Source organism: Thiohalocapsa halophila, from assembly GCF_016583825.1.
Classification (GTDB): Bacteria; Pseudomonadota; Gammaproteobacteria; order Chromatiales; family Chromatiaceae; genus Thiohalocapsa; species Thiohalocapsa halophila.
In genome coordinates this window covers 1-20,504 of the sequence record NZ_NRRV01000062.1, presented here as the reverse complement: position 1 = coordinate 20,504, position 20,504 = coordinate 1, and the positions used below count along the sequence as shown (strand labels likewise).

The following is a 20,504-nucleotide window of genomic DNA, read 5'->3' as shown; positions in this document are numbered from 1 at the left end:
CTGGCCACCGCGAGCCGAGCCCATGGAGCGCGCCTACCGCCTCATCATCTCCTGCCCGGACCGGGTGGGCATCGTCGCCGCCGTCAGCGATTTCATCGCCGTGCACGGCGGCTGGATCACCGAGGCCCACCACTACACGGACCCGGACAGCCAGTGGTTCTTCATGCGCTACGTGGTGCGGGCGTCGTCCCTGCCCTTCGGTCTGGAAGGACTGAAATCCCACTTCACGCCGGTGGCCGAGCGCTTTCGGATGCAGTGGTGCGTCTACGACACCGGCATCAACAAGCGCGTGGTGCTGCTCGCCAGCAAGCAGGCGCATTGCCTGTCGGACCTGCTGTATCGCTGGCGCAGCGGCGAGATGGCCTTCGACATCCCCTGCGTGATCTCCAACCACGACGAGCTGCGCAGCTACGTGGAATGGCATGGGCTCGACTATCGCCACTTCCCGGTGGAGGCGGCGGACAAGTCGATCCATTTCGCGGCGGTGGAGCAGGCGCTGGCCGAGGCGCGGCCGGATGTCATCGTACTGGCGCGCTATATGCAGATCTTGCCGGAGCAGATCTGCGCCCAGTATCCGGCGCGCATTATCAACATCCACCACAGCTTCCTGCCGAGCTTCGTCGGCGCCCGGCCCTATCATCAGGCTGCCGACCGCGGGGTGAAGCTCATCGGCGCCACCTGCCACTATGTGACCACGGAGCTGGACGCCGGCCCTATCATCGAGCAGGACGTGGTGCGCGTGGGCCATCACAACACCGTGGAGGACATGATTCGCCTGGGCAAAGACGTAGAGAAGCAGGTGCTCGCCCGCGGCCTGCGTTTCCATCTGGAGGACCGGGTGCTGGTCCACGGCAACAAGACCATCGTGTTCGGATGATCGTCATCGTCATGGGCGTCAGCGGCGCCGGCAAGAGCACCCTCGGAGAGGCGCTGGCGGCGGCGCTCGGCTGCGGCTTCGTCGACGCCGACGACCATCACCCGCCGGAGAACATCGCCAAGATGCGCCGCGGCGAGCCGCTTGACGACGCCGACCGCGGGCCCTGGCTGGACCGGCTGCATGCGCTGCTGCGCGAGCAGGACGCCGCCGGCAAGGACGCGGTGCTGGCCTGCTCCGCGCTCAAAGACAGCTACCGCACCCGGCTTACGGCGGGTCTGCGGGATATCCGCTACGTGCTGCTGGTGGGCGCGCCGGCGGAGCTGCGCGAGCGGCTCGCCGCCCGCCGAGACCACTTCATGCCGCCGGTGCTGCTGGACAGCCAGATCGCGACCCTGAGCGTGCCGGATGACGCCATCGAGGTGCCCATCGGCCTGGCGACATCGGGGCAGGTGGCATTGGTGCGCGAGGCACTCGCAGCGCAAGACCACGCGCCCGATGCCTGAAACGTGCCGCCGCCGTCGCATGGAGGCTTAGTTGCATCGGCGTTGCATCGGCCCGGCTTCCTTGGGACGCTTCGCCGAACCGCGCCCGGCCCCCTGAGGACATCAGCATGCAGACCTACCAAGCCCGAGTCGTCGCCGACGGCCTCGCCTTCCCGGAAGGCCCGCGCTGGCACGACGGACGCTTCTGGCTCACGGACCAGCACGCCCACCAGGTGCTGGCCATGGCGGCCGACGGCAGCCTGACGACCATTGCCACCACCGAGGACCGCCCCGGCGGGCTCGGCTGGCTGCCCAATGGCGACCTGCTCTGCGTGCTGATGACCACGCGTCGCATCGTCCGTGTCGTCGACGGCGCGCTGCTGCCCTACGCCGACCTCTCCCAGCATGCCCCTTGGCACTGCAACGATATGGTGGTGGACGCGGCAGGCCGGATCTATGCCGGCAACTTCGGCTACGACGTGGACGGCGGTGCGCCCAGGACGCCGACGGAGCTCCTGCTGGTGGACACGGACGGCGGCATCGAGCCGTTCGCCGACGGCCTCGTCTTTCCGAACGGCTCTGCCATCACACGCGATGGCGGCACCCTGCTGGTCGGCGAGACCTTCGCGAACCGCGTGAGCTGGTTTCAGCTCGGCCCTGACGGGCACAGCACGGACCGCGGCATCTGGGCGGCGCTGGGCGAAGCCACGCCGGACGGTATTTGCCTGGACGCCGACGGGGCGCTGTGGATCAGCTCGCCCGGCACGCACGAGACCCTGCGCGTCGCCCGCGGCGGTGAGATCCTGGGCCGCTGCGTGACCGCCGGCACCCCCTACGCCTGCATGCTCGGCGGCCCGCAGCGGCGCACCCTGCACGTCTGCACCGCCGAGACCTGCGACCCGCAACAGGCCGCCCAGCTCAGGAGCGGGCGCATCGAGACCGCGGAGGTCGCGGTGCCCGGCGCCGGGCTGCCCTGATCTGCTCAAGCCAGGGAAACGCCGAGTAATCGGCATCTCGCTCGTGGGCAGGACGCCACCGCTCGTATCCCACCGCGCGTATCCTTCGCGGTATCCTCAAGACTCAGCCAAGCCACCATTGCCGGCGGGCCGAAGCCATGCAGCATGCCTACAAGCCCGGGCTTTACGACCAGCTGGAAGCCCTGCCCGAGAGCCTGACCGGGGAGATTCTCAACGGCCAGCTCCACACCCAGCCGCGTCCGTCGGGTCCGCACGCACGGGCAGAGACCGAGCTCAGCATCGACATCGGCGGCGCCTATGGCCGGGGCCGCGGCGGCCCCGGCGGCTGGTGGATCCTCATTGAGCCGGAAATCCACTTCGTCACCGATCGCGAGGTCGCCGTTCCCGATCTCGCCGGCTGGCGCAAGGAGCGTATGCCCAAGGTCCCCGAGGGTCATCGCTTCGAGATTGTCCCTGACTGGGTCTGCGAGATTCTCTCCCCCACCACCGCCAGCAAGGACCGAGAAATCAAACTCCCTCTCTACGGGTACCACGGCGTGGCCTATACCTGGCTCGTCGACCCTCACCGCCACACCCTGGAGGCCTATGGCCGGGAGGACGGACACTGGCGCCTGCTCGCGCAGGCAGCCGATACCGCTAGCATCGCTGTGCCACCCTTCGACGCACTGGTACTCGAGCTCGGCAATCTTTGGGACTGACGTGTCGTGCCGGGAGCTTGCGCCCAGGCCAAATCGACCCGCCTCTAGAGCGGTGCCAGGCCCGGGTCCCGATCGGCCGTCACCACGCAGGAGCCCGCCCATGCCCGCTATTCATCCCGATACCCTTCGTGGCCAGCGCGCCCTGGTCACCGGCGCAAACTCCGGTATCGGTGCCGCCGTCGCCCGTGCACTGGCGCAGGCCGGCGCGCGCGTGGTCATCAACTATGTTGTGAATCCAGAGGCCGCCGAGCAGCTGGTCCAAGAGATCCGCGTCGACGGCGGCGAGGCCATGGCGCTCGAGGCCGATGTCAGTGACGAGGGCCAGGTGCAGCGCATGTTCCGGGACATGGTCGACGCCTGGGGCGGCGTCGACATCCTGGTGGCCAACGCGGGTCTGCAGCGCGACGCCCCGTTCCATGACATGACCTTGGACCAGTGGAACAAGGTGCTGGATGTGAACCTGACCGGGCAGTTCCTGTGCGCGCGCGAGGCGGTCCGGGCGTTCCTGCGCCAGGGTATCGACCCGCAGCGCTCCTGCGCCGCCGGCAAGATCATCTGCATGTCCTCGGTGCACGACATCGTGCCTTGGGCCGGACACGTGAACTACGCCACCTCCAAGGGCGGCGTGCTGATGTTCCTGAAGAGCCTGGCCCAGGAAGTCGCCGAGCATCGCATTCGCGTGAACGGCATCTCGCCGGGGGCCATCCGCACACCCATCAACCGCTCGGCCTGGGAGAGCGCCGAGGCGGAAGCGGACCTGCTGACGCTGATCCCGTACGGGCGTATCGGCGAGCCCATGGACATCGGCCGCGCCGCGGTCTGGCTGGCGTCGGACGCCTCGGACTACATAACCGGGACGACGCTGTATGTGGACGGCGGGATGACGCTGTATCCCGGGTTCCGGGAGGGCGGCTGACGGCGCCCATCTCTCGTCTCTGGCGCCCTGGTGTCAGCGTGGGGTGTGCCGACAGCCACTCGTCGCGAAGCTCCGCTTCGCGACGTCGCTTTGCAAGCTCTGCTTGCCGTCGCCGAGCCAACGCAAAGTCGCTGCTTCGCCGCAGCGATTACGGTTTGTCAGCCGCCATACCGGCCCGATGGCCGGGATCGACCCGCACGGGTATCAGCTCCACCACCAGATGCGCCGGGAAGGGCGTGCCGGCGGTGTCGAGCTTGCCCGCATCGCCCGCGGCTCGGCGCGGTGTGCCGGCGGCGAGCAGGGGCTTCAGCAGTGCCGGCACCACGGCGCTGTTGATGTGGCGGCCGAAGCAGGTGTGCAGGCCGTAGCCCCAGAGGATGTAGTCGTCCGGGGGACGGGTGGAGTCGAAGCGCTCCGGCACATCCAGCCGGGCGGGATCGAACATGGCGCTCAGATTGGAGGCCAGCACCAGCGTGCCCTTCGGAATCCGCCGCGCGCGCAGCGTGCCCTGGGCGATGGTGGTGTCCGCCAGGGCGCGGCGGTAGATGAACGGGTTCACCGGGTTGAAGCGCAGGGCTTCGAAGACGATGGCCGCGAGCTTCGAATCGTGGTCGGCGCGGGCGGCGGCGCAGGCGTCGGCGAGCGGCCCCGGGCGGTCCAGAAGCTGGTCCAGCGCCTGTACTGCGGCGCGGGAGAGCGTCGGCACGGCGCCGATGATGAGCCCGATCAGGTTGTTGCGGATGGCGAGGTCGTCGAAGCCGAGGATGTCCGCGCGCTGGAGACCCAGGCAGCGGCTCAGCACGTCGTCGGTCTCGGTCGGATTCGCCTTGCGGTCCGCGATGCACTGGTCCAGCCAGTCCCGAGCGGCAGCGGCGGCCTCCGTGGCCCCGCGGTCCACGTCCGGGTCCGCGCCCAGGTCGATGAACAGGTACCAGAACATGACGCTGGTCCAGGCGATCAGGTCGTCCCGGCTCGGCTGCCCGTCGCCACCGACGGGCGTGCCGAAATAGCGCGCGACCATGTCGGCGACCACCGGCAGCGTTAGTTGCGCGGGGACGTCGAGCTTGCCCTCGGCGCCCGCCACGATGGTGCCGGCATGCTCGTCCACCGTCGGGCGGATGATCGCGCTCACGTCCTCCCAGCGCGCCGCGAGCCGCATCGCAGAGACGTTGCGCTGGTAGGCAGGCGAGTCCTGCATGCCAAGAAAGAAGTTCTCCCCGGCGGTGATCCGGCGCATGCGCAGCTCGTAGACCACCAGGAAGTCCGCATCGCGCGCGAGCACCTCGCGCACGTCCACATCGCGGGTGACGATGGCGGTGCCGGTGTTGTCGTAGGCGGCCACCAGCTTGCGGCGGAGCACCAAGTTGGCCCAGAACACCCGCAGCACGCCGAACAGCGCGCGCTGCCCGGCGGTGGTGGCGAGCACGCCGAGCAGGCGTTGCTGCCGCCCGGCCTTGTCGCCCGGGAAGGCCCGGGCCAGGAGCTTGAGCAGGGCCACAAGATCCGCGATGCCGCCGCCGAGGATGGCGAGCCAGCGCACCGGCAGCCGCAGCAGGTTGCTCAGGAAGGTCATCGCCCTGCCCCGCTCAGGTCGGGTCCACGCTGCCTTGGGCGATCATGCGCAGCGCATTGATGCCGGGCAGAAAGAAATAATCCCCGCCGCGGGTGGTGACGAAATTCGGCAGATTGGCGGCGATGAAGGGCGGTGCGTCGCCCGCCGGGTCTGCTGCGATGACGTGCTTGGTGGCAGGGCGCCGATCGTCCAGTCGATGATTGCCCACCAGCGGGCAGGTGTCGTTGCCGGTGTTGAAGTCCAGCCCGTACTGGATCCACTGCTGCTGAAGGAACTCGAACTGCCGGCTCAGGCTGGCACAGAGGGCGATGAAGATGACGCCATGCTCGCCGTCGTCTGAGGGATTGTCCGGATCCGCGTGGCCGTAGGGCAGCCCGCGGCGGAGGATGCGGCGGCGCTTGTTGAGCGACGAGCCGGTGCGCGCTTCCGGGTTGTCGCCGTGCAGCTCCGGGTCCAGCATATCGCGGGTATTGACGCGCCTTAGGTGCGCACCATAGGGGCACTTGATGCCGTCCTTGTCGTCGCCGAAGGTGAAGTTGGCGAGCAGATCATCAAAGGCGTCCTTGCGCGCCTGCTCGGCGGGGGTCCGCTCGGTGCGCGGCTTGAGCCCAATGGCCGGTACGTCCCGCCACTGGCTCTGCAAGCGGCGCCAGTCGTCATAGGTGGGCGCGGCGATGAGCGGAATGCCGTCGCTCCAGCGGCCGACGAGCTTGGCCTTGAGCGTTGCCAGGGCCGCCTCGGCCTCGAGCCCCCAGAGTCGCCCGAACAGCGCGGCCTGCTCGGCCGTGTAGTCGTGGAAGGTCTTGACGTTCTGGTGCAGCTTGCGGAACACCATGAAGGTGCCGTTGCGGGTGAATTCCCACGGCGGCGCCGTCGGCGGCAGCTCCTGGGACTCGTCGGCATGGCCGAGAAGAAATTCGCCGGTGGCGAGCGGCACCCACTGCTGATCCGGTTGCTGCTCCGTTGCGGGCGTGAGCCGCCCGCGGCCCTTGACCCGGCGCGCCTGAACGTCCGGCTCGTAGCGGCCGTCGAACACCGGGTCGCCGATGCCGTCGGTGAAGCCGAAATGCTCCTTGCCGGTGGGCACCAAGGTGTCGTCGGGCCCCGGCGCGAAGATGGCCGACGCCGCCTGGTAGTCGGCGCCGTCGGCACCATGGCCCGGCAGCAGGCGCAGGCCCGGATGGGCGGCGATGTCCGCCATCAGTGTCTCGTGTGCGGCTTCCATCTGCTCCATGCTGCGGGCGTTGATGGACAGCCAGATGTGCACATGCCCGAGCTCGCCGTCGGCGGCCGTCTGGCCGCTGCCAATGCGCTTCTCCGCGTTGGTGCGCCAGATGGGGTCCCAATGCTCGGGGGCGTTGTCGCCCTCGTCGCCGAGGATGTAGGTCCGCCCGGGCATGCCTTCGATGAATTCCGGCGGCATGCGTGCCAGCACACTGGTGGGCAGCCCCAGCGCCAGCAGGCCGTAGAAGGTGAAGGCGATGTTGAGCGTGCTGTCCGGCGGCTCGACGGCGCCCGGGGCGGTCTCGTTCGGCCCCTCGCGCCAGCGCACGGCGGTGGTGATGCGCCGACGCACTCGGTCCACCAAGGCACGGCCGTCGGCGCTCTGCTGCGGGTCCACACGCAGGAAGTAATAGCGCGCGCAGGGGAAGCCGAAGCGCCCGTAGGCGCGGACCACGTTGCCCTGGATGTCGGCGAGATTCAAATGGGTGGTGCTCACGGCGGTGTCTCCGTCAACCCGTCGCAATGACGCCCGGCGGCTGGGTCGGGCCGTTGACGTCGGTCGGCTTGTGGGTGTCCATGAACTCCTTGAAAGCGGCGTACAACGCCGCGTCGTCCGCACCCTGCTGGGCGATGGCGAAATCCGTAAAGCGCTGCTGGAGATAAAGCGCCTTCAGCACCGACGGCAGATCCGAGTCCGGCGCCGTTGGCAGCGGCGCCTGCGCCTTGGCCACGATGTAGTGATAGAGGCCGACACCCAGGGCACCGGTGAGGGCCAGTGCGATGAGACTGGTCCAGATCCAGCCGCCGTCGCCGAGGCCGAACAGATGCAGCACGAAGCCGAGAACGGCCACGGCTGCGGTCAGCGCGGGCACCACCAGGACCGGCAGCAGATTGGTGTCCACCTGCGCCGCCGGCAGGCCATCCGCCCAGTAGTCGTTGAAGGGCATGGTGGTCTCGATTTGACAGTCCTGGATATAGCGGAAGAAGCCCTCGGCATCCCGAACGCGCTCCTGGAAGCCCAGGCAATGCCGGAAGACGGCCTTGAGCTCATCCCGCATGGTGTCCCACAAGGCGTCGGTGTAGGGGCGCAGCCCCGCGTCGCCGCCGGCGCTCGCATCGATGTCCGCACCGAAAAACAGGTAAGCGCATTTGAGCCGGTCCACCGGCTGCGGCGTCAGCGGATTGCGGCCGCGCAGACGCTCCCACAGGGCGTTACCGCCGACACGTCCGTTGAAGACCACATCGTCGATGACGACGAAGCGCGCCAAGTGGTTGAGCGTATTCCGGGCGAAGGGGCTCTGTCGGGGGGCATTCCGTGACACGCGGCTCTGCTGCGCCGTGGGCAGCAGCGCCAACTCCTCGCGCAACAGGTCGACATGGGCGCGCCAAGCCCCCTCAGCGTTCTGCTCCGCGTCGGTGCGAATGGGGACCAACACGGACAGGAAATAATGGCCGCCGTCGAAGTTGGGCATCGCAGAGCGCTCCTACGGGCGGTGGATGGGTAGGCCGTCTTCGGGCTCAGCCCCAGCGGGCCTGGAGCAGCGGCTCAAGATTGCGCTCGGCCTCGAAGGTGGCATTGCTCGCCACCGGGGCGAGCCCCGGGGCGCCGAGACTGGTCTGGACCTTGCGGAGCGCCGCACGGTAGGCGGCCGCGAACTCGGTCGGCGTCATGTCCGGATGCTGAGCCGCGAGCTCACGCAGCGCAGGCATCACCCGCAGCGCCGCTTTGATGTCGCGTTGGGCGCTGCCGGGTGTGGCGTTGTAGTAATACTGGGTGTCCAGCTGGTTGTGGACGATGTAGGACTTGAAAGGGGTCAGCGGGATCGACTGGGGATACTTGACGCTGGAATACCAGAACAGATCCAGGCCGCTCGGGATACCATCGGCGAAGGCGTCGATGTACTGGTCCCAGGTCCCGTTGAAATTGCTACAGAAGAGCATGTAGTCGTGCCGCAGTTGCTCCGGCCCTTGCCCCAAGTCCGGCCACTGGTCGCGCTTGATCATGAACCAGCGTGCGAAGTGGATGAGCGAGAGTCCGAGCAGCCCCGACAGCACCCGCGGCTTCAGCTGTGCGACCATGAAGATGAGCCGATTGATCCAGGTCCGGGACGGGTGCATCGGTGTGATGACGTTCATCCCGTAAGCCTTGCCGGCGAGGTTGGACATGGGTGCGTCCTCCGCGGTGCAGCGAGCCACAGCGGGCAAGATCATGCGCCGAGGCGCCGTCAATGACAAGCGTCAAAGGCGCCTTTGGTCACATTGTGCAATCGTTGCCGCGCATTCCGGCATGCCCCGGCAGTGCCGGCGCCTATTGCGGGACACGCAGCTCGGCGCTAGCCGCTCGCTTGCATGGCTGATCTCGTTGCAGGATGCCCTTGCCGGTGGGCGCCCTGGGTCAGGGAAACACCGATTGAATGGCTGGGAAGGCAAGGCCGACGACCCGGTGTCTTGTCAGCACATAGCACGCTGGAGCCGGAACCGCCTTTCAGCGCATTGACGCGCAGCCGCATCAGCCATGGGGCCACCCTGCTACCATGCAGCCAGTGGGTCATCTATCGTGGAAGGTGGCCCATTAGGCGGCCTCGGCCGGCGTTGCGCCGCCTGCGACCGGCTACCGGCATGGACCTACGAGGATGTCGTCCAGCTGACCAAGACCAAGGGTGATCGAAGTCATGCGCAATGCCCCCTGTCTACAGCACGTGCCCGCAGCCGACGCGCCGGCCCCTGTCCGGTGGGCTTGCCTCCTGCTCTGGCTCGCCCTGTGCACGCCGCTGGCCAGCGCCGCCGAGGCGGGCAGCAATGCCGGGGAGCGCGCCGCAGGCGGCCACCGCTGGCTCGCCCCGGCTTTCGTCTCGGCACCGGCGACATCGGTGCTGGCACTGGCGGGCGTAGTGGGTCTGGCAGCGCACCTCTTCCGACGCCGGCGCGCCGAAAAACGGCGAACCGCGCTGCACCAACGCGATACCGCGGCCCAGGAAGCCGACTGGCAGCAGCGTATCGCCATGTGGGAGCGCCGTTTGCGCAGCGGCGAGGCTGACGCTGCGCCACAAGCACAAACCGAGCAGCCAGCGGACGCCGGCACTCAAGACACAGAGCCCCCTGACACAGCTCCGCCGGGGCATACAGCTCCCCCCGCCACAGCCGCCAAAAAAGGGCGCGGCAGAAATGCCTGAGCTATAGCGAGCGCGCCATCATCAGCGCATCCTCGCGCCGCGACGAGTCGCCGCCGGCGCTCGGATAATAGCCCTTGCGTACACCGATCTCATCGAAGCCCTCGCCGCGATAGAGCGCGATGGCGCCGGTGTTCGACAGCCGCACCTCCAGGAACGCTGAATCCGCCTGCTGGCGACGCGCCAAGGCCAGCAGCCGCCGCAGCAGCCGCCGCCCGATGCCGAGGCGCTGAAAGAGCGGATGGATGCACAGGTTCAGCAAGTGGCACTCGCCGGCGGCGACGGACATGACGGCGTGGCCCACCACCATCTCCCGAGTCTCCGCCACCAGGCAGCAGTAGCGCACCCGCAGGCAGTCGCGGAAGATCCCCTCCGACCACGGCGAGGTATAGCCAGCCTGCTCGCAGGCCAGCACGGCCGGAAGGTCCTCATCGCGCATGGCGCGCAGCGCAACGGACATGTCTGTGGACACGGCGACCATGCCGGTGTCTTACCGATCTCGCGCAAGAAAAGCAAAAGGGCCAGAGCCGGCTGATCCGCCTGCCGCACCCGGAGGGGCTCGTCCCACGTCAGTGCCGGGCGGGGTTAGGCCAGCGCGCGCCCGCCCTCCACGCCGGCGCGTCAATGCTGAGCATGCAGCCATTTCGAGCTTGGCTGACCCGGATCAGCCGCTGCCGCGATTATCGCCACGCCTTGGACTTGGATCAGTGGCCGCTGCGGCCGTTACGGATATAGTCGAAGCCAATGGCCCGGCCAAGCACCGCCGTCGCGTCCGCCGCGATCGTCCTTGGTCGCACCCAGCCCGTCGCCCTGACGCAGCAACCTTTGCAGCCACCCACAATCGCGGGAAGTCTCCATGTCGCAGCAGCAAATGGTCACCCTCGACGGCAACGAAGCCGCCGCCTATGTCGCGCACATGACCAACGAGGTCATCGCTATCTACCCCATTACGCCGGCCTCGCCCATGGGCGAGTGGTCGGACGAGTGGTCGTCGCTCGGTATCAAGAACCTCTGGGGCACCTCGCCCGACGTCATCGAGATGCAAAGCGAGGCCGGTGCCGTCGCCTCTCTTCACGGCGCGCTGCAGGGCGGCTCCCTGTCGACGACCTTCACGGCGTCGCAGGGCCTGCTGCTGATGATCCCGACCATGTACAAGGTCGCCGGCGAGCTGACGCCGACGGTGCTGCATGTATCGGCGCGCTCGCTGGCGGCCCAGGCACTGTCCATCTTCGGCGACCACTCCGACGTCATGGCCTGCCGCGCCACCGGCTACGCCATGTTCTGCTCCGCGAACATCCAGGAGATCATGGACTTCTCGCTCATCGCCCAGGCGGCGACGCTGGAGAGCCGGGTGCCCTTCCTGCACTTCTTCGACGGCTTCCGCTCCTCGCACGAGGTCAACAAGATCGACAAGCTGCCGGTCGACACCATCCGCGCGATGATCGACGAGTCACTGGTCACGGCCCATCGCGAGCGGGCCATGAACCCGGACCATCCCATCATCCGCGGCACCTCGCAGAACCCGGATGTCTACTTCCAGGGCCGCGAGACGGTCAACCCCTTCTATGCCGCTCTGCCGGGCATTTTGCAGGCGCAGATGGACAAGCTCGCGAAGCTCACCGGCCGCCAGTACAAGCTCTTCGAGTACGTCGGCGCCCCGGACGCCGAGCGCGTGGTCATGCTCATGGGCTCCGGCATCGGCGCCGCCGAAGAGGCCGTGCAGCAACTCGCCGACCAGGGCGAGAAGGTGGGTCTCATCAAGGTCCGGCTGTTCCGGCCCTTCAGCCCGCAGCACCTGCTGGCCGCCCTGCCCGTCACAACCCAGAAGATCGCCGTGCTGGACCGCTGCAAGGAGCCCGGCGCCAACGGCGAGCCCATGTATCTGGACGTGGTCACGGCCCTCTCCGAGTCCGTGACCGAGGGCAACATGGCGACCATGCCGCGGGTCATCGGCGGGCGCTACGGGCTCTCGTCCAAGGAGTTCACACCGGCCATGGTCAAGGCCGTACTCGACGAGGTCGCCAAGGACAAGCCCAAGAACAAGTTCACCGTCGGCATCATCGACGACGTGAGCCACACCAGCCTGGACTGGGACCCGAGCTTCAAGCCCGCCGCCAAGGGCGTCACCGAGTGCGTGTTCTACGGCCTGGGCTCCGACGGCACCGTGTCCGCCAACAAGAACAGCATCAAGATCATCGCCGAGGAGACGCCGAACTTCGGCCAGGGCTATTTCGAGTACGACTCCAAGAAGGCCGGCGCCGTGACGGTGTCCCACCTGCGCTTCGGCCCCGAGCCCATCAACAGCACCTATCTGATCGGCGAAAACGAGGCGAGCTTCGTCGCCTGCCATCAGCCGACCTTCCTCACCCGCTACGAGATGCTGGACAAGGCGAAGCAGGGAGCAACCTTCCTGCTCAACTCGCCGACGCCGCCGGAGAAGGTCTGGGACGACTTCCCCAAGTCCATGCAGCAGCAGATCCTCGACAAGGGCATCAAGGTCTACGTCATCGACGCCTACGACATCGCCGAGAAGACCGGCATGGGCAGGCGCATCAACACCATCATGCAGACCTGCTTCTTCGCCATCTCCGGCATCCTGCCCAAGGACGAGGCCATCGCCCAGATCAAGAAAGCGGTGGAGAAGACCTACGGGAAGAAGGGCCAGAAGCTCCTCGACCGTAACTTTGCCGCCATCGACGCGACCCTCGCCGGCCTGCATCAGGTGCAGGTGCCCGGACAGACCACCAGCGACTTCGAGCGCCCGCCGGTGGTGCCCGCCGATGCCCCGGACTTCTTGCAGCGCGTGACGTCCACCCTCATCGCCGGGCGCGGCAACGAGCTGCCCGTGAGCCTGATGCCGCCGGACGGCACCTGGCCCACCGGCACCACGCAGTACGAGAAGCGCAATATCGCGCTGGAGCTGCCGAAGTGGGAAGAGGATCTCTGCACCCAGTGCGGCAAGTGCCCGCTGGTGTGCCCGCATGCGGCCATCCGCGCCAAGGTGTTCCCGGCCGAGCTGGCCGATAGCGCCCCCGGCGACTTCCTCCACGCCAAGGTCAAGGGCAAGGATTTCCCGGAGGACTATCGCGTCACGTATCAGATCGCCCCGGACGACTGCACCGGCTGCGGGCTCTGCGTGGAGGTCTGCCCTATCCGGGACCGCAAGGACCCCAAGCGCAAGGCGCTCAACATGCTGCCCGCCGAGGAGCGCCACGACATCGAGCAGCCGAACTGGGACTTCTTCCTGGGTCTGCCCGAGTACGACCGTACCAAGCTCGACGGCCACAAGATCAAGCACGCCATGATGATGCAGCCGCTGTTCGAGTTCTCGGGCGCCTGCGTCGGCTGCGGCGAGACGCCCTATGTGAAGCTCGCCACGCAGCTGTTCGGCGACCGCATGCTCATGGGCAATGCCACCGGCTGCTCCAGCATCTACGGCGGCAACCTGCCCACCACCCCCTACACCACGGACCCCGAAGGCCGCGGCCCCACCTGGAACAACTCCCTGTTCGAGGATACCGCCGAGTTCGGTCTGGGCCTGCGGCTCGCCGTTGACGCCCAGAATCAGCAGGCGCGAGAAATGCTGATCGTGCTCGCGGACAAGATCGGCACCGACCTGGTCGACGGCCTGCTCAATGCGGACCAATCCACCGAGGCGGGCATCCATGAGCAGCGCCAGCGGGTCGCGGCACTCAAGGAGAAGCTCAAGTCCGTCAAGGCGCCGGAGGCCGGCATCCTGGCCAGCGTCTGCGAGCACCTGGTGAAGCGCAGCGTCTGGATCGTCGGCGGCGACGGCTGGGCCTACGACATCGGCTACGGCGGTGTCGACCATGTGCTGTCCACCGGGCGCGACGTGAACCTGCTGGTGCTGGACACCGAGGTCTATTCCAATACCGGCGGGCAGAAGTCCAAGGCGACCCCCATGGGCGCGGTGGCCAAGTTCGCCGCCGGCGGCAAGCCCACGTTCAAGAAGGACCTGGCCATGATGGCCATGGCCTACGAGAACGTCTACGTCGCCCAGGTGGCCTTCGGCGCCAAGGACGTGCAGACCGTGCGCGCCTTCCTGGAGGCGGAGTCCTACCCGGGGCCGTCCGTGCTCATCTGCTACTCTCCCTGCATCGCCCACGGCGTGGACATGTCGAACAACCTGCGCCAGCAGGACATGGCCGTCAACTCCGGACACTGGCCGCTGTTCCGCTATGACCCGCGCAAGATCGACGCCGGCGACAACCCGCTGCACATCGACAGCAAGCGGCCCAGCATCCCCTACCGGGACTATCTGGCCAGCGAGACCCGCTTCAGCGTGCTGAACCGCACCCACCCGGACGACGCCGAGCGCTTCCTGAAGCTGGCGCAGAAGCACGTAGAGAGCAAGTACTCCCTCTACGAGCAGCTCGCGCACCTGGCTTGGCAGAAGTCGGAGAAGCCGGTGGAGAAGGCAGACTAGCCGATCGGAAGTACGGCGTACGGAGTACGAAGTACGTGGGCGCCCCCCGTACTGCGGACTTCGTACTTCGTAGTCCCTGCAAGCCCTTCGATCAACGCCCGCATTGCACGACCCCGGAGCCGCCCATGGACCTGACCACCAAATACCTCGGCCTCGACCTCAAGAACCCCATCGTCCCCTCGGCCTCACCACTGTCGAAGAGCGTCGACCAGAGCAAGCAGCTGGAGGATGCCGGCGCCGCGGCCATCATCATGTACTCGCTGTTCGAGGAGGCCATCACCGCCGATACCGAGACCATGAACCGGTTCCTGCACCACCAGGACACGGGCTTCGCGGAGATCGGCGAGAGCATCCTGCCGGACTGGCAGGACTTCAGCACCGGCACCGAGCCGTACCTGGAGAACCTGCGGGCGTTGAAAGAGGCCCTGGATATCCCCGTCATCGCGAGCCTCAACGGTGTCAGCCCCTCGGGCTGGGTGGAGCACGGCCGTGAGCTGCAAGAAGCCGGCGCCGACGCCCTGGAGCTCAACGTCTACTATGTAGCCGCCGACATCGACCAGCCGGGCAACGTGGTGGAAGAGCGCTACCTGGAGATCCTGCGCACGCTGAAGAACAGCATTTCCATCCCCATCAACATGAAGCTCTCGCCGAGCTTCAGCTCCGTCGGCAACATGGTGCAGCGCATGGCGGCCGCCGGCGCCGACGGCGTGGCGCTGTTCAACCGCTTCTACCAGCCGGACATCAACACCGACAGCCTGCGCCTGCAGCCGAGCCTGCATCCGTCCACGTCCGCCGAGGCGCTGCTCGCCATGCGCTGGATCGCGATCCTGTACGGGCGCATCGACAACCTCTCCCTCGGCGCCACCGGCGGCATCCACACCGCCGACGACGCCGTCAAGCTGCTGCTGGCCGGCGCCGACGTGGTGCACCTGTGCAGCACCCTGCTCAAGAACGGCGCCGGCCAGACGGATGTCATCCTCAAGGGCATTGAGCAATGGATGGAGGACCAGGGCTTCGAGTCCGTCGAGGACGTCCGCGGACGCGTCAGCGCGCTGGCCGTCCCGAACCCGGCGGAGTTCGAGCGCGCCAACTACGTCAACATCATCGACAGCTACAGCTTCTCGCCCGGTGTGATGGTGTGACCGGCAAGTCCGGGCGCGGCTCGTCAGGCAGCGGCCGGGCCCCGTTTTGAGTCAAGCGACCCAGCGGGTCAAGCGGCCGACTGCACCAGCCCCGGAGCGTCCTAAGCGCCGGCACGCCTTGGCATGCGTGCCGGGCGAGGGCGACGCTACCAGCTCCAATCGTCAACGCTGCCGTCGCGGCATTGGGCGGGCACATAGGGGGCGCGCTCGGCCACCTGATTGATGGTGCAGCGAATGCGCACGCCGCCGTTCTCGGCTTTGATTTGGAAGTGCAGACCGATGTCCGGCGCCTCGATGGCGCGCAGAACGAAAACATAGCCGTTCGGCTGCTTCGGCTGGTACTCGACACTCCCCCAAACCTTGCTCTCGACGCCGAACACGTGCGCGTAGCTGCCCGAGTCGCCGCCATGAGCGACGCCCGTCGGCGGCGGCAGGCCTATATCCTCGAAATTCGCCGGCAGCACGCCCTTGGAGACGTAGAAATCCACGATCTTGGTCTTCACCGCTGCGAACTGCAGATAACCGTCAACGGACGCCGCGCGGCGAACGTAGGTCTGGTAAGCAGGAATGCTGATCGCGGCCAAAACACCGATGATCGCCACGGCGATCATCAGCTCCACCAAAGTGAACCCCCGGGTTCGGTACCCGTGGAACATGCATCACCCCGTTATGCGTCGAGCCCGCTGCCGACAGCTCTGCAACGCCCGCCCAAATCCGGCATAGGCACATGCGGCCGTTCTGTTTTGCCAAGGATAGCCCAAGACAACACGCCAGAGGCCCGACGACGAGCGCGAGGCGTTGGTAGGTATACGGCTTGCCGGCGGGCCTGGAGAGGGGCAGCCGAGGCCGGCTCGGCGTGATCGGCCTACCGACCCTGACGGGAATGGCCGGAGGTGGGCGCCTCAGCCGGGCGTGAGCAGGCGCCGGTAGGGCTCGGCATCGGCCTCACTGAAGCAGCAGGCGATGATCCGCTCGAAGGCGTCTGCGTGGGCGCGCATCTCCGCCACGGCGATGGCGGCGGCGCCGTCCTTCGGAAAGGCATAGACGCCGGTGCTGATGGCGGGGAAGGCGATGCTCGCAACACCGTGCTCACGCGCCAGCGCAAAGCTCTGCCGATAGGCATTGCGCAGCAGCTCCGGCTCACCGGCGCCGCCGCCGTGCCAGACCGGCCCGACCGCGTGGATGACCCACCGCGCCGGCAGCTGGAAGCCGGGCGTGATCCGGGCCTCCCCCGTCGGACAGCCGTCGAGCTGACGGCATGCCGCCAGCAGCTCGGGGCCGGCGGCGCGGTGAATGGCCCCATCCACGCCACCTCCGCCGAGCAGCGAGCTGTTGGCGGCATTGACGATGGCGTCGACATCGAGGGCGGTGATGTCGGCGACGATGACTTCAGGTGCTGTCATACGCGCTCTCGTGGCGGGTGGCGCTCCGCCCCCCGGCGTATTCCGCGCCGGGGGCACACCGGCGCTGGACGGATCAACGCTCGTCGCAGGCCGGCAAGGGCCCGGAGCAGTCGCCGCTGTGGCGACAGAAGTCGAAGCAGGTGACCAGACGCCCCTCGAAGGTGGCGTCGACACTCAGATCGGAGCCGCCGTCGGTTACGTCGAACCCGGGCTGTATGGACGGCGACTGCCCCATCACCTGGATGACTTCGGCAGGATACTGGATGTCCAGGGTCACACGCATCGGATAGTAGCCATCCAGGAAGCGACGCATGTAGGGGCCGTTGCGCAGCCGGTAACGGCCGTCACCCATGTCGCGCAGCGCCTGGCTCTCAGCGCGAATGCAGAGCACGGCATCGCGGCCCACGTCCTTCAGCTGCACGCTGTGGCCCTCGACCCAGGCGCGGCCGATGTTGCGGCTGGACTCGATGGTGAGGTCACGGATGCCGCCGGCGCGGAACATGATCTGTGCCGCCGGCACCGCGTCGATGTTCTCGTGGCATTGCTCCAGTGCCACCCAGCCGCCGTCCAGGCTGTCCTCCGTGATCGAGATCCGATTCAGGTGCGCGTGCTCGCCGTCCGTGTCGGCGGCGGGCAGAAAGCGCAGCTCGCCGTCGCTGACAGCGGCTACCTGCTCCATCAGATCGGGCTGCTCGGCCCAATCGGGCCAGTCGTCGTCGGTGCCTGCGATGCCCTGCGGGGCAATACTCAACAGCAGCAGGCACAACAAGGATACTGCCGCGGGCGGCAGGGACGAGGATGCATCTCGCTGGACCATGGCTCCCCCTGTTTTGGAGTCGAAGATGGCTACGGCGGCGCCCACTGGTCGTTAGGGCGACACAGGGACGACACGGGGCCGACACAGGCGCGTGCTCAGGTGACCTTGTCGCACTGGCTGGGGCGAAGCCTCGCGGTGCCCCGGCGCTGTTGCCTCGCATGGAGCGATGGTCAGCGGCCCTTTTTCTTTGGACAGCTTTTGCAACGCTTGTCTTTCTTGTACTTCTCGCAGCACTTGTCCTTCTTTTTGCCCATTGTGTGGCCTGCGGGCGCTGTTCGTTGACTGTCTGTGGCGCTCAGGCGCCGGCGTCGGTGGTGTCCGCCTGACCCATGGTCTTAGCGGCGGCTCCAAGCTCGTTGTCGATCATGAGCAGGCCCTGCCCTTTGTCGCCGAACAGCTGAAGCCGACCGATGATGTCGCTCACCGTCGCCTCCTCTTCGATCTGCTCGGTGACGAACCACTGCAGGAAGATGTTGGTGGCATGGTCCTTCTCGGATAGGGCCTGGTCGACCAGATCGTTGATGGCGGTGGTAACCTCGCGCTCGTGCGCCAGGGTCTCTTCGAACATGGCGAGCACACCGTCGGGCGCCACTGGGGGTGCGGATACGGCCGCCAGCTCCACCTTGGCATCCTGGTCCAACAAATAGCGGTACATCTTGAGGGCGTGGGACATCTCCTCGGAGTGCTTGGCCATGAACCAGGCAGCGGTGCCTTTGAGGTTGGCGCGCTCGGAATGTGCGGACAGCGCCAGGTAGAGATAGGCAGAATACAGCTCGCGGTTGATCTGTTCGTTCATCCGCGTACGCATGGCGTCGGAAATCATAGCGGCAGCTCCTGGGCTGGGTACTTCGGCGGGGTGTGCGGGCCGCTGGACCGGCGTCGCGTGCAAATAGCCAGTGCACCGGCAAACTCTTACAGGTTGACGATATGATGACGGTTTTCAACCCGGCGTCTATCCCGAAAAACCGCTCAGCGCCACCAGCGAGCAGCGTCACACGCCGTGCTCGCGACCGAGTCCCTGCTCGAAGCGACGGGCTCAGTGGGCGCTGCGAGACATCGGAAGCCTTGCCCCGTTTCGAAGCCCGTCGCATCTCGTGCACCCGATGGTGCCGACGCCGATGAACAGTGACGCCCTGCAAGCCGGCCGTCGTCAGCGGGTCGCCGTCGCCGGCGCCAGCGGCTTCATCGGCACGGCGCTCTTGCCGCGGCTCGCTGAGCAACAGGCGGTCCTAGCACTCACCCGCTCCCCGGCGCGGGCGGCGACGCCAGCGTCCACGGCGGGGGTCAGCTGGCGCCACTGTGATCTGTTCTCGTCACCGGACATCGAGGCGGCGCTGGCGGGCGTCGACGCCGCCGTCTATTTGGTGCACTCGCTGGCGCCGTCGTCCAGGCTCACCCAGGCCCGCCCGCGGGACATGGATCTGGTGCTCGCGGACAACTTCGCCCGAGCCGCGGCGGCCAACGGTCTGAAGCAGATCGTCTTCGTCAGCGGCGTGATGCCGCGGAGCTTCCGCTTCTCGCCGCTGCTGTGGAGCCGCCGCGAGGTGGAGATGGTGCTCGGCTCCCGCGGCACACCGCTGACGGCGCTGCGTGCGAGCCTGGTGGTCGGTCCTGGCGGCACCGGCCCGGGATTGCTACTGGACCTGGTGCGTCGGCTGCCGGTCCTGGCGCTACCCCCCTCCGCGCGCTCGCTGACCCGGCCCATTGCGCTGGCGGACCTGGTGCGGGCCATCCTGCACTGCCTGGACCACCCCGAGAGCTACATCGGCCCTTTCGACATCGGTGGCGCGCAAGCCCTGAGCTACGAGCAAATGCTGCGCGACACCGCCCGGGTGCTGGGCCTCAAGCGGGCGTTCCTGCGCCTGCCTTTTATGCCGAACGCGCTCGCATCGGCCACGGCGCGGCTGGTGAGCGGGGCACCGCCACAGATGGTGGGCGCCATCGTCGAGAGCCTGCCCCAGGACACGGTCATGCGCGACAATCCGCTCCAGCAGGTCATTCAGCCGGAGGCCATGGGCTTCGCCGACGCGCTCGCCGCTTCCATCGACCCGTGCACGAAGCGCCTCAAGCCCAACCCCCGTGCGCGCATCCGCGAGGCCGACACCAGCGTCATGCGCGAGCAATCCCTGGTGCGCTCCATCCAGCGCGTGCTGCTGCCGCCCGGGCAGGATGCCGCCTGGGTCGCGGGCAACTACTTCCGCTGGCTGGGTGAATGCTGCTGGCCGCTGGTGCGAAGCCGCGTGGACGCCCGGCACAACGTCGAGGTCTGGACCCGCATCCTGCCCGTCAAGCTGCTGGTGCTCAGCCACCAGCCCACTGCCAGCACCGCGGAGCGCCAGATCTACGCCATCAGCGGCGGCCTGCTCGCCAAGCTCCAGTCCCCCGGACGCCCGCGCTTCGAGTTCCAGACCCTGCTGGATGGGCGCTACACCATGACCGCGATTCACGACTATGCGCCCGCCCTGCCCTGGTATGTCTACATCGTCACCCAGGCCGTCGGACATCTCCTGGTGATGCGCCGCTACCAGGCGCGGCTGGCCTGGCTCGCCAGCAGTTCCAAATTTAAAAGCATGATGTTATGAAGGACTCTTCACAAGTTACTGGAGAGTCCGATGGTCCTGAGGCCCAAGCCCGAGCCCAAGCCGGAGTCCAAGCCCGAGCCCACTACGCAGCGGTTCACGGCGGCAACGGTGGTGACGAGGATCCGCCGAGCGCTGGACGAGCTGCCGGACGCGCGCAAGGGCGGCAACAACCAGCGTTACGCGATGGGCGACGCGG

At 67.4% G+C, this 20,504-nt stretch carries 17 protein-coding genes; 8 read left to right on the top strand and 9 right to left on the bottom strand.

All coding sequences use genetic code 11. The features are described 5' to 3' along the window. Positions 1-22: 22 nt before the first annotated feature. From purU to CKO31_RS20025, 5 genes are all read left to right on the top strand, one after another. Positions 23-877, top strand: coding sequence for a formyltetrahydrofolate deformylase (gene purU / locus CKO31_RS20045; RefSeq protein ID WP_200240824.1), 855 nt, complete (start codon positions 23-25; stop codon positions 875-877). Continuing rightward, entirely contained in the window at positions 874-1,380 is a 507-nt protein-coding gene (locus CKO31_RS20040; protein WP_200240823.1) for a gluconokinase, read from the top strand. The genes purU and CKO31_RS20040 overlap by 4 nt, the downstream gene beginning before the upstream one ends. A gap of 107 nt (positions 1,381-1,487) precedes the next feature. After that, the gene (locus CKO31_RS20035; RefSeq protein WP_200240821.1) at positions 1,488-2,336 is read left to right on the top strand and encodes an SMP-30/gluconolactonase/LRE family protein; all 849 of its coding nucleotides are present in this window, start codon (positions 1,488-1,490) and stop codon (positions 2,334-2,336) included. A gap of 137 nt (positions 2,337-2,473) precedes the next feature. Beyond that, positions 2,474-3,034, top strand: a complete 561-nt coding sequence (locus CKO31_RS20030; protein WP_200240819.1) for a Uma2 family endonuclease — start codon at positions 2,474-2,476, stop codon at positions 3,032-3,034. Between the two features lie 100 nt (positions 3,035-3,134). Then, a complete protein-coding gene (locus tag CKO31_RS20025; protein WP_200240817.1) occupies positions 3,135-3,950 on the top strand; it encodes an SDR family oxidoreductase in 816 nt (271 codons plus the stop codon). 148 nt (positions 3,951-4,098) lie between these two features. On the opposite strand, the gene CKO31_RS20020 is transcribed toward CKO31_RS20025, so the two are convergent. The 5 genes from CKO31_RS20020 to rimI all read right to left on the bottom strand — a co-directional run bounded on the left by CKO31_RS20020 (position 4,099) and on the right by rimI (position 10,398). Next, positions 4,099-5,523 (bottom strand): cytochrome P450, encoded by a 1,425-nt coding sequence (locus CKO31_RS20020; protein ID WP_200240816.1) that lies wholly within the window; start codon positions 5,521-5,523, stop codon positions 4,099-4,101. 13 nt (positions 5,524-5,536) lie between these two features. Beyond that, positions 5,537-7,243, bottom strand: coding sequence for a Dyp-type peroxidase (locus tag CKO31_RS27425; RefSeq protein ID WP_200240814.1), 1,707 nt, complete (start codon positions 7,241-7,243; stop codon positions 5,537-5,539). Between the two features lie 13 nt (positions 7,244-7,256). Beyond that, positions 7,257-8,219: a hypothetical protein gene (locus tag CKO31_RS20010; RefSeq protein WP_200240812.1), complete on the bottom strand. Its 963-nt coding sequence runs from the start codon at positions 8,217-8,219 to the stop codon at positions 7,257-7,259. 46 nt (positions 8,220-8,265) lie between these two features. Further along, on the bottom strand, positions 8,266-8,913 hold the full coding sequence (locus CKO31_RS20005; protein ID WP_200240811.1) for a hypothetical protein: 648 nt from the start codon (positions 8,911-8,913) through the stop codon (positions 8,266-8,268). A gap of 1,008 nt (positions 8,914-9,921) precedes the next feature. Next, the gene (gene rimI, locus CKO31_RS20000; RefSeq protein ID WP_200240810.1) at positions 9,922-10,398 is read right to left on the bottom strand and encodes a ribosomal protein S18-alanine N-acetyltransferase; all 477 of its coding nucleotides are present in this window, start codon (positions 10,396-10,398) and stop codon (positions 9,922-9,924) included. Between the two features lie 375 nt (positions 10,399-10,773). On the opposite strand from rimI, the gene nifJ reads away from it, so the two are divergent. Further along, a complete protein-coding gene (gene nifJ / locus CKO31_RS19995) occupies positions 10,774-14,364 on the top strand; it encodes a pyruvate:ferredoxin (flavodoxin) oxidoreductase (RefSeq protein ID WP_200240809.1) in 3,591 nt (1,196 codons plus the stop codon). 125 nt (positions 14,365-14,489) lie between these two features. Beyond that, on the top strand, positions 14,490-15,506 hold the full coding sequence (locus CKO31_RS19990) for a dihydroorotate dehydrogenase-like protein (protein WP_200240808.1): 1,017 nt from the start codon (positions 14,490-14,492) through the stop codon (positions 15,504-15,506). A 146-nt stretch (positions 15,507-15,652) separates the two neighbouring features. Here CKO31_RS19990 and CKO31_RS27300 read toward each other — a convergent pair whose 3' ends face one another. The 4 genes from CKO31_RS27300 to CKO31_RS19970 form a co-directional block, all read right to left on the bottom strand. After that, positions 15,653-16,117, bottom strand: a complete 465-nt coding sequence (locus tag CKO31_RS27300; protein WP_438874026.1) for a pilin — start codon at positions 16,115-16,117, stop codon at positions 15,653-15,655. Positions 16,118-16,408: 291 nt separating this feature from the next. Continuing rightward, a complete protein-coding gene (locus tag CKO31_RS19980; RefSeq protein ID WP_200240806.1) occupies positions 16,409-16,909 on the bottom strand; it encodes an O-acetyl-ADP-ribose deacetylase in 501 nt (166 codons plus the stop codon). A gap of 73 nt (positions 16,910-16,982) precedes the next feature. Continuing rightward, entirely contained in the window at positions 16,983-17,726 is a 744-nt protein-coding gene (locus CKO31_RS19975; RefSeq protein WP_200240805.1) for an alpha/beta hydrolase, read from the bottom strand. A 295-nt stretch (positions 17,727-18,021) separates the two neighbouring features. Continuing rightward, positions 18,022-18,549, bottom strand: coding sequence for a ferritin (locus tag CKO31_RS19970; RefSeq protein WP_200240804.1), 528 nt, complete (start codon positions 18,547-18,549; stop codon positions 18,022-18,024). Positions 18,550-18,844: 295 nt separating this feature from the next. Between CKO31_RS19970 and CKO31_RS19965 the strand changes: the two genes are divergently transcribed. Beyond that, on the top strand, positions 18,845-20,308 hold the full coding sequence (locus tag CKO31_RS19965; RefSeq protein WP_200240802.1) for an NAD(P)H-binding protein: 1,464 nt from the start codon (positions 18,845-18,847) through the stop codon (positions 20,306-20,308). The last annotated feature ends 196 nt before the right edge of the window (positions 20,309-20,504 follow it).

Bases quoted from the DNA above. Each gene is read 5' to 3' on its own strand.
- CKO31_RS19965 (WP_200240802.1), top strand. From the start codon at position 18,845: ATGAACAGTGACGCCCTGCAAGCCGGCCGTCGTCAGCGGGTCGCCGTC.
- nifJ (WP_200240809.1), top strand. From the start codon at position 10,774: ATGTCGCAGCAGCAAATGGTCACCCTCGACGGCAACGAAGCCGCCGCC.
- CKO31_RS20010 (WP_200240812.1), bottom strand. From the start codon at position 8,219: ATGCCCAACTTCGACGGCGGCCATTATTTCCTGTCCGTGTTGGTCCCC.
- CKO31_RS20030 (WP_200240819.1), top strand. From the start codon at position 2,474: ATGCAGCATGCCTACAAGCCCGGGCTTTACGACCAGCTGGAAGCCCTG.
- CKO31_RS19975 (WP_200240805.1), bottom strand. From the start codon at position 17,726: ATGGTCCAGCGAGATGCATCCTCGTCCCTGCCGCCCGCGGCAGTATCC.
- CKO31_RS20005 (WP_200240811.1), bottom strand. From the start codon at position 8,913: ATGTCCAACCTCGCCGGCAAGGCTTACGGGATGAACGTCATCACACCG.
- rimI (WP_200240810.1), bottom strand. From the start codon at position 10,398: ATGGTCGCCGTGTCCACAGACATGTCCGTTGCGCTGCGCGCCATGCGC.
- CKO31_RS27300 (WP_438874026.1), bottom strand. From the start codon at position 16,117: ATGATCGCCGTGGCGATCATCGGTGTTTTGGCCGCGATCAGCATTCCT.
- CKO31_RS19990 (WP_200240808.1), top strand. From the start codon at position 14,490: ATGGACCTGACCACCAAATACCTCGGCCTCGACCTCAAGAACCCCATC.
- CKO31_RS19970 (WP_200240804.1), bottom strand. From the start codon at position 18,549: ATGATTTCCGACGCCATGCGTACGCGGATGAACGAACAGATCAACCGC.
- CKO31_RS20020 (WP_200240816.1), bottom strand. From the start codon at position 5,523: ATGACCTTCCTGAGCAACCTGCTGCGGCTGCCGGTGCGCTGGCTCGCC.
- CKO31_RS19980 (WP_200240806.1), bottom strand. From the start codon at position 16,909: ATGACAGCACCTGAAGTCATCGTCGCCGACATCACCGCCCTCGATGTC.
- CKO31_RS20025 (WP_200240817.1), top strand. From the start codon at position 3,135: ATGCCCGCTATTCATCCCGATACCCTTCGTGGCCAGCGCGCCCTGGTC.
- purU (WP_200240824.1), top strand. From the start codon at position 23: ATGGAGCGCGCCTACCGCCTCATCATCTCCTGCCCGGACCGGGTGGGC.
- CKO31_RS20035 (WP_200240821.1), top strand. From the start codon at position 1,488: ATGCAGACCTACCAAGCCCGAGTCGTCGCCGACGGCCTCGCCTTCCCG.
- CKO31_RS20040 (WP_200240823.1), top strand. From the start codon at position 874: ATGATCGTCATCGTCATGGGCGTCAGCGGCGCCGGCAAGAGCACCCTC.